The organism is Xanthobacter oligotrophicus (genome assembly GCF_008364685.1).
In the GTDB taxonomy this organism is placed as follows: Bacteria; Pseudomonadota; Alphaproteobacteria; order Rhizobiales; family Xanthobacteraceae; genus Xanthobacter; species Xanthobacter oligotrophicus.
On record NZ_VTTL01000010.1, the window covers coordinates 53,409 to 67,365 of the forward strand.

The window sequence follows — 13,957 nt, forward strand, 5'->3', positions numbered from 1 at the left end:
TGCAGGCAGAGCTGCGTCAGCGCACGGGCATGCCGTACTGGATGCCGCCCTTCGTCCACAGGTTGTTGAGACCGCGCTCGATGCCGAGCGGGGTGGCGGGGCCGACATTGCGGTCGTAGATCTCGCCGTAATTGCCGGTGGCCTTGATGATGCGCACCGCCCAGTCGGCGGTGAGGCCGATGCCCTCGCCATACTTGCCGTCCGTGCCCAAGAGGCGCTTCACGTCCGGGTTCTGGGAGTTGACCTGCTCGTCCACGTTCTTCTGGGTGATGCCCAGTTCCTCGGCGTTGAGCAGGGCGAAATAGACCCACCGCACCAGATCGCTCCACTGGTCGTCGCCATGGCGCACCAGCGGGCCGAGCGGCTCCTTGGAGATGGTCTCGGGCAGGATCACGTGGTCGGCGGCATTGGTCAGCTTGAGGCGCACGGCGGCGAGCTGGGAGCGGTCGGCGGTGAACACGTCGCAGCGGCCCGATTCATAGGCCTTCACCGTCTCGTCGATGGTGCCGAACGCGATCACCTCGCCGTTCTTCATGTTGTTGGCCCGAAAGAAGTCGGACACGTTGAGCTCGTTGGAGGTGCCGGTCTGCACGCAGATCGAGGCGCCCTGCAGCTCCTTCGCCGACTTCAGGCCCAGCGCCTTGCGCACGAGGAAGCCCTGGCCGTCATAATAGATCACGCCGGCGAAGTTGAACCCCAGCGTGGTGTCGCGCGACATGGTCCAGGTGGTGTTGCGCGACAGAACGTCGATGGCGCCGGAGGTCAGCGCCGTGAAGCGGTCCTTGGCGGAGAGCGGGCTGAACTTCACTTTCGCGGGATCGTTGAAGATCGCCGCCGCGATGGCGCGGCAGAAGTCCACGTCCAGGCCGCCCCACTCGTTCTTGTCGTTCGGGCTCGAGAAGCCCGGCAGGCCCTGCGACACGCCGCAGTTGACCGAGCCGCGCGCCTTGACCTCGTCGAGCGTGGCGGCATTGACGGCACCGGCCAGAGACAAAAGCCCAACTGCTGCGAAGAGGATGCGTTTCACGGAAGGTTCCTTCTCTGAGATGACGCCTCCGTCTCCCTGCCGTCCGGTCGAACCGCCAGGGCGGCGGGTCAGGCTCGACGGGGCGACACAAGACGTCTATCCCGCCCATCACAGCCCCTCGGCGCGGGCGGGTCAATAGTAGGGGCCATGCACCAGCCGACCATCGGCACAGGAGAATTGCATGTCGCATGGGCACGATGATGGAACAGGCAGCGGCAACGGCCTGAGGCCTGCGACGAAAGTCGTACACTCCGGCCGCGATCCCAAGCGTTTCGATGGTTTCGTGAATACGCCCGTGGTGCGCGGATCGACCGTTCTTTCGGCAACCTATGACGATCTCATCCACCATCGCGGCCGCTACAGCTACGGCCGGCGGGGCAATCCCACCACCGAAAGCTTCGAGACGGCGCTGAAGGCGCTGGAGGGCGGCGATGGAATCGCCCTCACCCCGTCCGGGCTTTCGGCCTGCTCCATTTCCCTGCTGTCCGTGCTCGGCGCCGGCGACCACCTGCTGATGGTGGACACCGCCTATCGCCCCACGCGCACCTTCTGCGACCAGGTGCTCAAGCGCCTCGGGGTGGAGACCACCTATTACGATCCGCTGGTGGGCGCCGGCATCGCGCAGCTCATCCGCGACAACACCCGTGCCATCTTCCTCGAATCGCCGGGCTCGCAGAGCTTCGAGATGCAGGACGTGCCTGCAATTACGGCAGTGGCACGGGCGCGGGGCATCACCACGCTGATCGACAACACCTGGGCGACGCCGCTCTTCTTCAAGCCCCATGCCTTCGGGGTCGACATTTCCATCCAGGCCGGCACGAAGTACATCGGCGGCCATGCGGACCTGAACCTGGGCACCATCTCCGCCGTTGGAGCGGCCTGGAAGAAGGTGATCGCCACCCACGGCACCCTTGGCATCACCATCAGCCCGGATGACGCGGCGCTCGGCGCGCGCGGCCTGCGCACCCTCGCGGTGCGGCTGGCGCAGCACCAGCGCTCGGGGCTGGAGATGGCGCAATGGCTGCAGGATCGGCCGGAGGTGTCGCGGGTGCTGCATCCCGCCCTGCCCACCGATCCCGGCTACGAAATCTGGAAGCGCGACTTCACCGGCGCCACCGGCCTGTTCAGCCTGATCCTGAACGAGGTGCCGGAGCGTGCCGTCGCCGCCTTCTTCGATGCGCTGGCCCTGTTCGGCATGGGTTATTCGTGGGGCGGCTACGAGAGCCTCGCCATTCCCTTCGATTGCCGCGACTATCGCACGGCGACCGTATGGGACGTGGAAGGCCCCGGCGTGCGCCTGCACATCGGCCTCGAGGACGTGGCCGACCTGAAGGCCGATCTCGACCAGGCCTTCGCCAGGATGCGGGCGGCGGCCTGACACCATCGCGACATCCGGGACGACATCTCGCAAGACAAGGGAGCGCTTGATCCTTCAGAGTGCCGGCCAACCTGATGGGAGCGTGCACCAGCCATGATCGTGCGGCCGCGACCGGGACTGCTCCGGCTGTTCTTCATCCTGCGGGGATCGGTGCTCCAGCGCATCTTCCCGCAGGTGGTGGTGGTGATGGCGCTGTCGGGCGCCGTTGTGCTGGCCCATCGCACCGATCCCGGCCGCATCCCGAGCTTCGACGGGGCGCCGTTCGCGCTGCTCGGCATCGCCCTGTCGGTGTTTCTCGGCTTCTCCAACAACGCCTGCTACGACCGCTGGTGGGAGGCCCGCAAGGCCTGGGGCCAGCTCATCGCCATGGCGCGGGACCTACTGCGCCAGAGCCTGATTCTGGAGCATCGCGGGCCTGAGGCGGTGGCGGGCCGGCGGCGGCTGGTGGATCTCGCCATCGCCTTCCCCCACGCCCTGGTCGTGCATCTGCGCGAGGGGGCCGCGACGGCCGACCTTTTGCGCGTCCTGCCGGCGGGCCTGTCGCACACGCCGCCGGGCGTGTCGGACCGGTTTCTGCCCGATCGCATCCTGCGCGAGATGGGCGCCGTGCTGGCAACGCTGCGGCAGGCGGGCCACCTCTCCGACAACGAGTTCGTCATGCTCGACGGGGTGCTCAGCCGCACGACTGAGGCGCTCACCACCTGCGAGCGCATCAAGACCACGCCGGTGCCCTTCGGCTACACCCTGCTGCTCCACCGCACGGCGTACCTGTTCTGCTTCCTGCTGCCGTTCGGCTTCGCCGACGTGCTGGGCTGGGGCACGCCGCTGGCGGCGGCATTGGTGGCCTATACCTTCTTCGGCCTGGATGCCCTGGGCAGCGAGCTGGAGGAACCCTTCGGCACGCTGCCCAACGACCTGCCCATCGCGGCGCTGGCTACCGGCATCGAGATCATCCTGAGGGAAGGCATGGGCGAGGGCGATCTGCCGGCGGCGCCGGTACCGGAAGCCTATCTGTTGCTGTAGGTGAAACCGCCGCGCGGGCCGGGCGTTCTTCTCTGGCGGAGGCTGGGCCGCAAGGAGGGCGTCATGCAGAACCCCACCGGAACCGAGGAGGAGCGCGGATTTCGCGATCCCGACGCGCACACGCCGGACGGCGCGCCGGTGAAGAGCGGGGTCCAGGCCCGCCAGGGCGTCATCTCGGGGCGCATCCTGACCGTGCTGACCGTGGGCCTGGTCCTCGTGGTGCTCGCCCTGACCATAAGCTATTGCAGCGCCGGCTAGAGCGTTCTCGAGCGAAGTGGACACCGGTTCGCGTGAGGAAAACGCGATAATACAAGAGTCTGGAGCGATTGCCGTGAGCCAGGGCGAGCGGAAAACGCTCCAGGGCGTCCTCAGACCGGGATATTGTCGATGAGCCGGGTCTCGCCGAGCCACGCCGCCGCCAGCAGGCGGATGGGCTCGGGACCGGCCTCCGGCCCCTCCTTCAGGGGCGCGAGGGTGTCGGCGTTGCGGGCGGCCACATAGTCCACCTTCAGGCCCAGCGCCTCGATCATGCCGCGCGCGACACCGACCGCCGCCTGCGGCGCAGTGCCGGTACGGATCGCCTCGGCGGCGCGGGTGAGGGCGGTGTAGATCACCGGCGCGATGGTGCGCTGCTCCTCGTCCAGATAGGCGTTGCGGGAGGACAGGGCGAGGCCGTCTTCCTCGCGGATGGTGGGCAGGCCCACCACCTCGACCCCCAGGTCCAGGTCCCGCGACAGGCGGGTCACCACCTTGAGCTGCTGGTAGTCCTTCTCGCCGAACATGGCGTAGTCCGGCGCGCACTGGATAAAGAGCTTGCCCACCACGGTGGCGACGCCGCCGAAGAAATGCGGGCGGAAGTCCGTCTCCAGCCCTTCCGAGGGGCCGCCGACCGCAATGCGGGTAACGAAGCCGGACGGGTACATCTCGGTTGGCGTCGGCGCGTAGACGAGGTCCACGCCCACGTCCGCCAGCTTGTAGAGGTCAGCCTCCAGCGCGCGCGGGTATTGCGAGAAGTCCTCGTGCGGGGCGAACTGGGTTGGGTTCACGAAGATGGACACCACGGTGCGCTGCGCCAGTTCGCGCGCCTTTTCCGCCAGCGCCACATGGCCGGCGTGCAGCGCGCCCATGGTGGGCACCAGCGCCACCCGCGCGCCCTCAGCGCGGAATTCCGCCACCCGCGCCCTGAGGTCGCGAACGCGCCCCACCACCTTCGGCAATGTCGCCATGGTCTCAAACCCTCTCCTGCCGCCCGCCGGAGCACTCGTTCAGGCAGATCCTGCCCCACGGCCCCGGCCGCCGGATGGCAGCGCCGGGAGGAGATAGGGTGTCGCCGTCCCGTCATCAACTGCTGAGTTGGCGTTTCCTTGCGCGTTTCCCGGCGCGGCGCCCCCGCCCCTTGGTTCGGCGGGCGGGCCGGCTTATGTGTGGACCAAGAGGCCCCCATGGCGAAAACCGACGACAAGAGCGCGCGCCTGCCCAAGGCGCGGGATACGGCGCGAGACACGGCATCCCCGGTGGTTTCCGGCGCCGACGACGTGGCGCGTTTCCTGGCCGCCGCGCGGGCCATGCCTCCGGCGCGGCCGGCGGACGGGCGCGGGCGCCTCGCCTTCGCCCTCGATGCCACCGGCTCGCGCCAGCCCACCTGGACGCTCGCCTGCGACATCCAGGCCGACATGTTCGCCTCCGCCGCCGCCCATGGCGGGCTCGACATGCAGATCGTCTATTACCGGGGGCAGGGGGAATGCCGGGCCTCGCCCTTCGTGACCGATGCGGCAACGCTCGGCGCCCTCATGCGTCGCATCGCCTGCCAGGGCGGGCTCACCCAGATCCATCGCGTGCTCGCCCACCTGTCGCGGGAGGCGGAGCGTTCCGGCCTCAAGGCGGCGGTGTTCGTCGGCGACGCCATGGAGGAGGACGCCGCCCGGCTCATCGAGGCGGCGGGTCAGCTGGCGCTGCGCGGGGTGCGGCTGTTCATGTTCCAGGAGGGGCGCGACAGCCGGGTGGAGGAGGTGTTCCGCACCCTGGCGGATGTGACCTCCGGCGCCTATTGCCGGTTCGATGCGCACGCCCCTGATGAGTTGCGCCAGCTTCTGTCGGCGGTGGCGGCCTATGCGGCGGGCGGGCGCCTTGCACTTGCCAACCGGCGCGATGCGGGGGCGCGCCTGCTCATCGCCGCGCTCGGCCGCTGAGGCGGATGCATGCGCCCAAGCCTTGAACCCGCTCGACCTGTGAGGTGGTTTTCGTGATCAGCCTGATTGCCGGTGCCCTGTTGCTGATCATCGGCCTCTACGGCCTCAAGATCTGGACCAAGGCCGACCCCAAGGTGCTGATGGCCATCCTCATGCGCTCGCTGGCCTACGCCGCCTTGCTGGGGGCGGCGGGGGCGCTGGCGACTGGGCGATTCGGGGCGGCGATCCCGCTGGCGGCGGTGGGCATCGGCCTGCTGGGCCGGCTCGATCCGCAGGGGGTGGGCGGCTATCTCGGCAGCCTGTTCCGCAAGCGGGGCGCGCCGCAGGTCTCGAAGGTGCGCACCCAGCTGCTGGAGATGGAGCTGGACCTTGCCAGCGGCGAGATGAAGGGCGTCGTCGTTTCAGGCCCCAATGCCGGCACCACGCTTGATGCGCTGGACGTGCCGGCCCTGCTCGCCCTGCGCCGCATCTGCGATGCGCAGTCGCTGGCGCTACTCGAAGCTTATCTCGACCGCCGGGCGCCCGCCTGGCGTGAGCACGCACAGGCGGATGCGGGTGGCGGGAATATGGGCGCGGGTGAGCGCGTCCGCGCGGGCAGCGACGCGATGACCGAAGAGGAAGCCTATGAGATCCTTGGCCTTCAGCCGGGTGCGGAGGCTGAGGCCGTCCGCGCGGCGCACCGCGCCCTCATGAAGAAGCTCCACCCCGACCTGGGTGGATCCAGCTATCTCGCGGCGAGGATAAATCGCGCCAAGGACGTGATCTTGCGCAAGCATGGCTGAGTCCCGTGCATGACTTCAATTCTTGAACGTCATACAGTCGAAGTCATTACGCTTGAGTAAACGGCAGGCTTCGCGGGCGCCCTTTTCGTCCAGCCCGGCAAAGCGGGCGCGGTAGAGTTCGGACGAACCCTTGGTCACCTTCTCCGTATAGGGATCGGCGCTGCCGAGGACCGACTTGGCGCGGGCCTTGGCGGCATCGAGCTTGGCCTTGGCCTCGCGCTCGCCGCCGAAGGCGCCGATCTGGATCTGCCAGCCGGAATGGGCGGAGGCCGGCACCGGGGACTTGGCCGGAGCGGATTTGGCCGTGGCAGAATTGGCCGCCGGCTCGGGGGCGGCCACCGGGCCGAGGGAGGCGGTGCGCACCGGCCGGGCCGGGGCGGCGGCTGCCGGCTGGGGCGCGCTCTGGGTGCGCTGGGTGGCCTTCATGGCCTGGGCATAGGCGTCGTCGGGTTCCATGGCGGCGATGCGGGCGGCGCGCAGGGCCTGCTCGGAGGCGCCGCTGGCCACAGCCGAGGCGAGGCGCGAGGTGTCCTTGCCGGCCGGCGCTGCGGCCTGCGGGGCGGTTGCGGGCTGGAGCGACGCGGTCTGAACCGGGGCCGTCTGGGCCGGAGTGGTCTGCGCCGGAGCTTGCCGCGCGTGGCCCTGGGCCACGGCCTGCACCGCCGAGGCAGCGGGAGAGAGGGTGCCACCGGAGGGGCCGAGATAGCCGAGCACGCCGGCGGGAGCAGAGAAGCTCGCCGGGGAGGGGGCGGCGGTGGTGGTGGTGGCCGCGGCCTGGACCGGACGCTGCACCGCCACAGTCTTCACCGCCACCGGGCGGATGGGCTCGGCGGAGCCGGGCTTCACCGGCTGGGCGGCGGCCTGCTGGTTCTGGCCCTGGCGGCTGGCCGGGGGAATGGAGGCGGTGGTCGCCGGCTCGGCGGCGGCGATCTGCACGGCGGCCGGCTTGGGCAGCGGAGCGACGGCGTGAGGGGTGTCCTCGTCGCGCTGGGCCACCACCGGCATGGGCGCGGCAAACGAGCGGGTGACGGGAATGGCGGCCTCGGCCACCTCGGTGACCTTGGGCGCGGTGCGCCCGCCGGCATAAGCGACGTTGAGGTTCTGGCTGATGAGATTGGTCATGCGCGCATCGCGCGAACCGGCGCTGGAGCCGCCCAGCACCACGCCCACCAGGAAGCGCCCGTCGCGCTTGACCGAGGTGACGAGGTTGAAGCCGGAGGCCTGGGTATAGCCGGTCTTGATGCCGTCCACGCCCTCCACCCGGCCGAGCAGGCGGTTGTGATTGCCGATGGCCTGCCCGCGATAATAGAAGGTGCGGGTGGAGAAGTACTTGTATTGCTTGGGAAACTTGTCCTGGATCGCGCGGCCGAGCACGGACAGGTCGCGCGCCGTGGTCACCTGGTTGGGGTTGGGCAGGCCGGAGGCGTTGCGGAACACGGTGCGGCTCATGCCCAGGGCGCGGGCCTTGCGGGTCATCATCTCCGCGAACTCGGATTCCGAGCCGCCGAGGTTTTCCGCGATCACCACCGCCACGTCGTTGGCCGAGCGCGTCACCAGCGCCTTGATGGCGTCTTCCACCTCGATGGAGGAGCCGGGCTTGACCCCGAGCTTGGAGGGCTGCTGCGAGGCCGCCTTGGCCGAAACCTGAAGATCGCTGTCCAGCTTCAGGTTGCCTGCCTCCAGCTGCTCGAACAGGAGGTAAAGGGTCATGATCTTGGTGACTGAGGCAGGATGTCGCAGGGCGTCCGGATTGTCCTCATAGAGTACCTTGCCGGTATTCGCGTCCACGATGATGGCGGAGGAGCCATAGCGCCAGCGGCTGGCATCCTCGCTGTCCTGGGCGGATGCGGGCTGGGTCGCGCGCTGTGCGGTTCGGGTCTTGGAGCGCTCCTTCGAGCGTTCCACATGGGCCTTCTTGCGCGGCTTTGCGTCGGCCACGGTCGCGGTCAGTGAAAATGCCGCAAGCACCGCGAAAGCAAGGGCTTTCGAGGTCATGGAGAGGCCGGCCGACGATATGCGCATGCACTTTTGTCCCGTGTCGTTGGTCGCAAACCTGATCCAGTTCCCGCGCCCGTTGTGACCCGGAGCCTTGTGTAAGGCTTGTGCGTCGCACCGAGGGTTGGAGGAAGCGACCAAGTGCAGAGCCTAAAAACGCGGAGTTACCAAGGCGTAAACCTGGCAGCGCTGCCATATTGTGCGCTGCACAAAAATCGCTTGACGAGCGTGCTGCAGTGCATAATATTTACAACTGAGCGGAGGCAATAACCACTCTGCGCGGGGCCGGCCGATTTGCCGGCAAAAAGGGGACTCCCAATGGTTCAGACCGCTGAAGAGCTGCAGAAGATCAGCAAGGACAACATCGAATCCGCCCTCAAGAGCTTCGGCACGCTTTCCAAGAGCGCCCAGGCGATCGCGGTGGAAATCGCCGACTACACCAAGTCTTCCTTCGAGCAGGGCACCGCTGCCCTCGAGAAGCTGCTCGGCGCCAAGACCGTTGAGCAGGCCATCGAGATCCAGCAGACCTACCTGAAGTCGGCCTATGAGGGCGCCGTGGCCCAGGCCACCAAGCTCGGCGAGCTCTACACCGAGCTGGCGAAGGAGACCTACAAGCCCTTCGAGTCGACCCTCGGCAAGACCGGCTTCAAGTTCCCCGGCTGAGGCTGGCATTTCGCCCGTAACGGGCATCGCGCCGGAGGCGGCTGTTCTCGCATCCCTCCGGCGTGCCGGCTCCCTCGGGAGCCACGCGTAAGTGCGTCAGGCGTAAGTGCGTAACAAGTTCTGCGTATGCGTTCGGTTGCGTAAGTTGCGTAAAGAAGCGTTGCGTCACAAGGCCCGGCCCAGCGCCGGGCCTTAGTCGTTCTGGCGGCCCGCATGGACCCGTCGTGCCGCCGCGCCCGGCGCGGATGCGGCACTGTGCGGTCCCGGATTCCGCCGCGGCACTGGCGAAGACGCGTCGCTCTTCCTATTATTCTCCTCATTCAGGGAGCTGCGCCAAACTCCGTGCGACGGCCGGAGCAGCGGAACAGGGCGCGACGGACATGATGCATATTTCCATTTCCACTTTTCAGGCGCCGGCCCTGGCCGGCCCCGACACGCCACCCCGCAGGGGCGGCGATGGTCCCGGCACGGCGGTCATTTCCCGCACCAAGCCGCAGACCAAGCGGCCTTCGCTCTACCGGGTGCTGCTGCTGAACGACGACTACACGCCCATGGAGTTCGTGGTGCATGTGCTGGAACGGTTCTTCAACAAGGACCGTGACCAGGCCAACACGATCATGCTCCACGTGCACAATCACGGCGTGGGGGAGTGCGGCGTTTTCACCTATGAGGTCGCCGAGACCAAGGTGACGCAGGTGATGGATTTCGCCCGCAAGCACCAGCATCCGCTCCAGTGCGTGATGGAAAAGAAATAAGCCGGCTCACGCCCTTCGCGAAAAATCGTGATGAACGAATTTCGGGCCGCTGAGGCCCGGAATGCGAGGCGCTGTCTTGTGCTCGCCATGGGCGACAGGCTAAGGGAAGCGTTTTTCCATCGCAGGAGGGGCTTGCGCACTGCGGCATCCGGTACGAAGTTTGTGTGAATGGTGCACGCGCTCCCCAAGCTGGCGGGGTTTCCAAGGGCCGGGAGCGATGCGCGGAAGAGGTGTCGATGCCTACATTCTCACGCAGCCTCGAACAGTCGCTCCATCGCGCTCTGGCCCTCGCCAACGAACGCCACCACGAATACGCGACCCTCGAGCATCTGCTTCTCTCCCTGGTGGACGATCAGGACGCCGCCGCCGTCATGCGGGCCTGCAACGTCGACATGGAGAAGCTCCGTCGCAATCTCATCGAATACGTGGATACGGAGCTGGAGAATCTCGTCCAGTCCGGGTCCGATGATTCCAAGCCCACCGCCGGCTTCCAGCGCGTCATCCAGCGCGCGGTGATCCATGTGCAGTCCTCGGGCCGGGAAGAGGTGACCGGGGCCAACGTGCTCGTCGCCATCTTCGCCGAGCGCGAGAGCCACGCCGCCTATTTCCTGCAGGAGCAGGACATGACGCGGTACGACGCGGTCAACTACATCTCCCACGGCATCGCCAAGCGCTCCGGCATGTCCGAGAGCCGCCCCGTGCGCGGCGCCGAGGAGGAGACCGAGACCAAGTCCGGCGACGACACCAAGAAGAAGGCCGACGCGCTCGACGCCTATTGCGTCAACCTCAACAAGAAGGCGCACGAGGGCAAGATCGATCCCCTCATCGGCCGCGATCCGGAGATCACCCGCACCATCCAGGTGCTGTGCCGCCGGCAGAAGAACAACCCGCTGTTCGTGGGCGACCCGGGCGTGGGCAAGACCGCCATCGCCGAGGGCCTCGCCAAGCGCATCAACGACGGTGACGTGCCGGAGGTGCTGGCCACCGCCACCGTGTTCGCCCTCGACATGGGCGCGCTGCTCGCCGGCACCCGCTATCGCGGCGACTTCGAGGAGCGCCTCAAGCAGGTGGTGAAGGAGATCGAGGCCTACCCCAACGCGATCATGTTCATCGACGAGATCCACACGGTCATCGGCGCCGGTGCGACCTCGGGCGGGGCCATGGACGCCTCCAACCTGCTGAAGCCGGCGCTGGCCTCCGGCAGCCTGCGCTGCATGGGCTCGACCACCTACAAGGAATACCGTCAGTATTTCGAGAAGGATCGGGCCCTGGTGCGCCGGTTTCAGAAGATCGACGTGGCCGAGCCGTCCGTCGCCGATGCCATCGAGATCCTCAAGGGCCTCAAGCCCTGCTTCGAGGACTACCACAAGCTGCGCTACACCAACGAAGCCATCAAGGCGGCGGTGGAGCTGTCGGCCCGCTACATCCACGACCGCAAGCTGCCGGACAAGGCGATCGACGTGATCGACGAGTCGGGTGCGGCGCAGATGCTGCTGCCTGAGGCCAAGCGCAAGAAGACCATCGGCCTGAAGGAGATCGAGGCCACCATCGCCACCATGGCGCGGATCCCACCCAAGACCATCTCGAAGGACGATGCCGAGGTGCTGGCCACCCTGCGCACCACCCTCAAGCGCGTGGTCTACGGGCAGGACAAGGCCATCGACGCGCTTGCCGCCTCCATCAAGCTGGCCCGCGCGGGCCTTCGGGAGCCGGAGAAGCCCATCGGCTCCTACCTGTTCTCCGGCCCCACCGGCGTCGGCAAGACGGAAGTGGCCAAGCAGCTCGCCTCCGTGCTGGGCGTGCAGCTGCTGCGCTTCGACATGTCGGAGTACATGGAGCGCCACACGGTCAGCCGCCTCATCGGCGCGCCTCCCGGCTATGTGGGCTTCGACCAGGGCGGCCTGCTCACCGACGGGGTGGACCAGAACCCGCACTGCGTGCTGCTGCTGGACGAGATCGAGAAGGCCCATCCGGACCTCTTCAACATCCTGCTGCAGGTGATGGACCACGGGAAGCTGACCGACCACAACGGCAAGCAGATCGACTTCCGCAATGTGATCCTCATCATGACCACCAACGCCGGCGCGGCGGACCTGGCGAAGCCCGCCTACGGCTTCACCCGCACCAAGCGCGAGGGCGACGATTCGGAGGCCATCAACCGGACCTTCGCGCCGGAGTTCCGCAACCGTCTCGATGCGGTGATCCCGTTCGGCCACCTGCCGCCCGAGGTCATCACCCAGGTGGTGGAGAAGTTCGTGCTCCAGCTGGAGGCCCAGCTGGCGGACCGCAACGTCACCATCGAGCTGTCCGACGAGGCCGGGACGTGGCTGGTGGATCGCGGCTACGACGAGCAGATGGGGGCGCGGCCCATGGCCCGCGTCATCCAGGAGCACATCAAGACCCCGCTCGCCGACCTCGTCCTGTTCGGCGCGCTGAAGAATGGCGGCCATGTCCGCGTGGTGGTGGAGGGCGAAGGCACGGACTCGAAGCTCGGCTTCGAGTTCCCCGAAGGCCCCGTCACCCCCAAGCCGGACAAGATCGCCCCGGAACCGGCCAAGCGCCGCAAGCCGGCGGCCAAGGCGAAGGCCTCCCGGCCCGGCTCCAAGGGTCCCAAGAGCGGGCCGAAGGGTCCCAAGTCCGGCGGTCCCGCGGGCGGCCCTGGCCGCGGCAGCCCGGTGCCCAAGCTGCCGCTGGTGAAGGCCTGAGCGCCGCACCGGCACCCGATAAAAGAAAGAGGCGGCTTCGGCCGCCTCTTTTCGTTTCCGGGGTGTGGTGCCGGGAACGGGCGAGGGCGATCCCGCCTACTCCGCCGCCTCGTTGTGCTTCAGGCTGCCGCCGTGGAGCTTCTTCAGCTTCGCCTTCAGGTCGGCCGGCGGCGGGGCATAGATGAAGCCGAAGGAGACGCAGCCCTCTTTGCCATCCACCGCATGGTGCAGCCGGTGGGCCTGCACCAAGCGCTTCAGGTAGCCGTTGCGCGGCACGTAGCGGAACGGCCAGCGCTGGTGGGTGATGCCGTCGTGCACGAAGAAATAGAGGAAGCCGTAGACCGTCATCCCCACGCCCACCCACAGCAGCGCGCCGCCATTGCGGAACGCGTAGATGAGGGCGATGGCGATGCCGGCGAACAGCAGCGCATAAAGGTCGTTGCGTTCGAACACGCCCTCGCGCGGCTCATGGTGCGACTTGTGCCAGCCCCAGCCGAAGCCGTGCATGACATATTTGTGCGCGGCCCAGGCCACCCCTTCCATGGCGGCGACCGTGGCGATCACGATGAGCGCATTGACGAGGAAAGCGAGGGTGGTGGACATGATGTTCCCATCGGCTGCGGCCTGCGGGGCATATGAGCGCCCGGCGGCAGGCTGGATATACAGCATCGGCCGGCGCGCCGCGCCCTGTGGCAGATCAATCCTGCGTACGGTTTCTTTCCGTGCCCGGACCATGTCACGCCGGTGGATACCGTTGCGCGCGCAGAAAATGCGACAAACAAACGAGATAGATCAGTTCGGTGAACCGGCCCGGCCGGAACCGCATCGAGGAGACGGCCCATGACCATCGACCGCAAGCACACCTTCGGCCCCGAGGAGATCGAGGCCCGGCTGAAGGCCGACCTTCCCCACTGGCGCTATGAGGACGGCTGGATCCGCCGCAACTATCGCACCAACAGCTGGAAGGGCACGCTGATGGTGATCAACGCCGTGGGCCACCTCGCCGAGGCGGCCTGGCACCATCCCGACCTCACCGCCTCCTACGCCTGGGTGGAGGTGCGCCTCATGTCCCACGACGCCAAGGGCATCACCGTGCGCGACTTCGCCCTGGCGCAGAAGATCGAGGAAATGGTGACGTGGCAGCCGGGCCTTCAGGCCGACGGGCCGCTGGAAGGCACGCCCCAGCACGATTTGCGCTTCTCTTACCTGAAGTACGATTGAGCGGGGTGCCATCACCCCTGGCGGGAGGCGCACGCTGAGAACCAGTGGCATCCGCGCGGCGGGTGCCCCCTCACCCCCGGCTCCTCTCCCGCGAGGGGAGAGGAGGGGCGGCCGGCAAGCGTGGCGCGCGCGCCCTGCGGTGCTGTGACCGGTTGAGGCCGCGCCCTTGCAGGCGCACGCTGATGCGATTGCCGCCGGCCTGTGCCGGCCCTGTGTGTT

Annotated in this window: 13 protein-coding genes; 9 read left to right on the top strand and 4 right to left on the bottom strand. The window is 67.6% G+C overall.

Going from position 1 to position 13,957, the window contains the following annotated elements; all coding sequences use genetic code 11:
- Positions 1–16: 16 nt before the first annotated feature.
- The gene (locus FZ033_RS16995) at positions 17–1,027 is read right to left on the bottom strand and encodes an amino acid ABC transporter substrate-binding protein (RefSeq protein ID WP_149577282.1); all 1,011 of its coding nucleotides are present in this window, start codon (positions 1,025–1,027) and stop codon (positions 17–19) included.
- A gap of 181 nt (positions 1,028–1,208) precedes the next feature.
- On the opposite strand from FZ033_RS16995, the gene metC reads away from it, so the two are divergent.
- The 3 genes from metC to FZ033_RS17010 all read left to right on the top strand — a co-directional run bounded on the left by metC (position 1,209) and on the right by FZ033_RS17010 (position 3,686).
- Positions 1,209–2,405, top strand: a complete 1,197-nt coding sequence (gene metC / locus FZ033_RS17000) for a cystathionine beta-lyase (RefSeq protein WP_149577283.1) — start codon at positions 1,209–1,211, stop codon at positions 2,403–2,405.
- 93 nt (positions 2,406–2,498) lie between these two features.
- Entirely contained in the window at positions 2,499–3,428 is a 930-nt protein-coding gene (locus FZ033_RS17005; protein WP_149577284.1) for a bestrophin family protein, read from the top strand.
- Positions 3,429–3,491: 63 nt separating this feature from the next.
- On the top strand, positions 3,492–3,686 hold the full coding sequence (locus FZ033_RS17010; protein WP_149577285.1) for a hypothetical protein: 195 nt from the start codon (positions 3,492–3,494) through the stop codon (positions 3,684–3,686).
- 110 nt (positions 3,687–3,796) lie between these two features.
- Here FZ033_RS17010 and panC read toward each other — a convergent pair whose 3' ends face one another.
- Positions 3,797–4,654 (bottom strand): pantoate--beta-alanine ligase, encoded by an 858-nt coding sequence (panC, locus tag FZ033_RS17015; protein ID WP_149577286.1) that lies wholly within the window; start codon positions 4,652–4,654, stop codon positions 3,797–3,799.
- Positions 4,655–4,870: 216 nt separating this feature from the next.
- Between panC and FZ033_RS17020 the strand changes: the two genes are divergently transcribed.
- Both FZ033_RS17020 and FZ033_RS17025 read left to right on the top strand, forming a co-directional pair.
- Positions 4,871–5,617: a VWA domain-containing protein gene (locus tag FZ033_RS17020; protein WP_232847541.1), complete on the top strand. Its 747-nt coding sequence runs from the start codon at positions 4,871–4,873 to the stop codon at positions 5,615–5,617.
- A gap of 56 nt (positions 5,618–5,673) precedes the next feature.
- Positions 5,674–6,399 carry a DnaJ domain-containing protein gene (locus FZ033_RS17025; protein WP_149577470.1) on the top strand — a complete coding sequence of 242 codons (726 nt, stop codon included), beginning with the start codon at positions 5,674–5,676 and terminating at the stop codon, positions 6,397–6,399.
- Positions 6,400–6,414: 15 nt separating this feature from the next.
- Here the strand turns inward: FZ033_RS17025 and FZ033_RS17030 are convergent, their stop codons facing one another.
- Positions 6,415–8,421, bottom strand: a complete 2,007-nt coding sequence (locus tag FZ033_RS17030; RefSeq protein ID WP_149577287.1) for a D-alanyl-D-alanine carboxypeptidase family protein — start codon at positions 8,419–8,421, stop codon at positions 6,415–6,417.
- 291 nt (positions 8,422–8,712) lie between these two features.
- Between FZ033_RS17030 and FZ033_RS17035 the strand changes: the two genes are divergently transcribed.
- From FZ033_RS17035 to clpA, 3 genes are all read left to right on the top strand, one after another.
- Positions 8,713–9,057, top strand: a complete 345-nt coding sequence (locus FZ033_RS17035; RefSeq protein ID WP_149577288.1) for a phasin family protein — start codon at positions 8,713–8,715, stop codon at positions 9,055–9,057.
- Between the two features lie 380 nt (positions 9,058–9,437).
- On the top strand, positions 9,438–9,812 hold the full coding sequence (gene clpS / locus FZ033_RS17040; protein ID WP_012116508.1) for an ATP-dependent Clp protease adapter ClpS: 375 nt from the start codon (positions 9,438–9,440) through the stop codon (positions 9,810–9,812).
- A 236-nt stretch (positions 9,813–10,048) separates the two neighbouring features.
- A complete protein-coding gene (clpA, locus tag FZ033_RS17045; protein ID WP_149577289.1) occupies positions 10,049–12,517 on the top strand; it encodes an ATP-dependent Clp protease ATP-binding subunit ClpA in 2,469 nt (822 codons plus the stop codon).
- 96 nt (positions 12,518–12,613) lie between these two features.
- Here the strand turns inward: clpA and FZ033_RS17050 are convergent, their stop codons facing one another.
- A complete protein-coding gene (locus FZ033_RS17050; RefSeq protein ID WP_149577290.1) occupies positions 12,614–13,120 on the bottom strand; it encodes a sterol desaturase family protein in 507 nt (168 codons plus the stop codon).
- A 237-nt stretch (positions 13,121–13,357) separates the two neighbouring features.
- Between FZ033_RS17050 and FZ033_RS17055 the strand changes: the two genes are divergently transcribed.
- Positions 13,358–13,738, top strand: a complete 381-nt coding sequence (locus FZ033_RS17055; protein ID WP_149577291.1) for a 4a-hydroxytetrahydrobiopterin dehydratase — start codon at positions 13,358–13,360, stop codon at positions 13,736–13,738.
- Positions 13,739–13,957 lie beyond the last annotated feature (219 nt).

Coding starts and splice junctions, on each gene's coding strand:
- metC (WP_149577283.1), top strand. CDS start 1,209: ATGTCGCATGGGCACGATGATGGAACAGGCAGCGGCAACGGCCTGAGG.
- FZ033_RS17005 (WP_149577284.1), top strand. CDS start 2,499: ATGATCGTGCGGCCGCGACCGGGACTGCTCCGGCTGTTCTTCATCCTG.
- FZ033_RS17010 (WP_149577285.1), top strand. CDS start 3,492: ATGCAGAACCCCACCGGAACCGAGGAGGAGCGCGGATTTCGCGATCCC.
- panC (WP_149577286.1), bottom strand. CDS start 4,654: ATGGCGACATTGCCGAAGGTGGTGGGGCGCGTTCGCGACCTCAGGGCG.
- FZ033_RS17020 (WP_232847541.1), top strand. CDS start 4,871: ATGGCGAAAACCGACGACAAGAGCGCGCGCCTGCCCAAGGCGCGGGAT.
- FZ033_RS17030 (WP_149577287.1), bottom strand. CDS start 8,421: ATGCGCATATCGTCGGCCGGCCTCTCCATGACCTCGAAAGCCCTTGCT.
- FZ033_RS17035 (WP_149577288.1), top strand. CDS start 8,713: ATGGTTCAGACCGCTGAAGAGCTGCAGAAGATCAGCAAGGACAACATC.
- clpS (WP_012116508.1), top strand. CDS start 9,438: ATGATGCATATTTCCATTTCCACTTTTCAGGCGCCGGCCCTGGCCGGC.
- clpA (WP_149577289.1), top strand. CDS start 10,049: ATGCCTACATTCTCACGCAGCCTCGAACAGTCGCTCCATCGCGCTCTG.
- FZ033_RS17050 (WP_149577290.1), bottom strand. CDS start 13,120: ATGTCCACCACCCTCGCTTTCCTCGTCAATGCGCTCATCGTGATCGCC.
- FZ033_RS17055 (WP_149577291.1), top strand. CDS start 13,358: ATGACCATCGACCGCAAGCACACCTTCGGCCCCGAGGAGATCGAGGCC.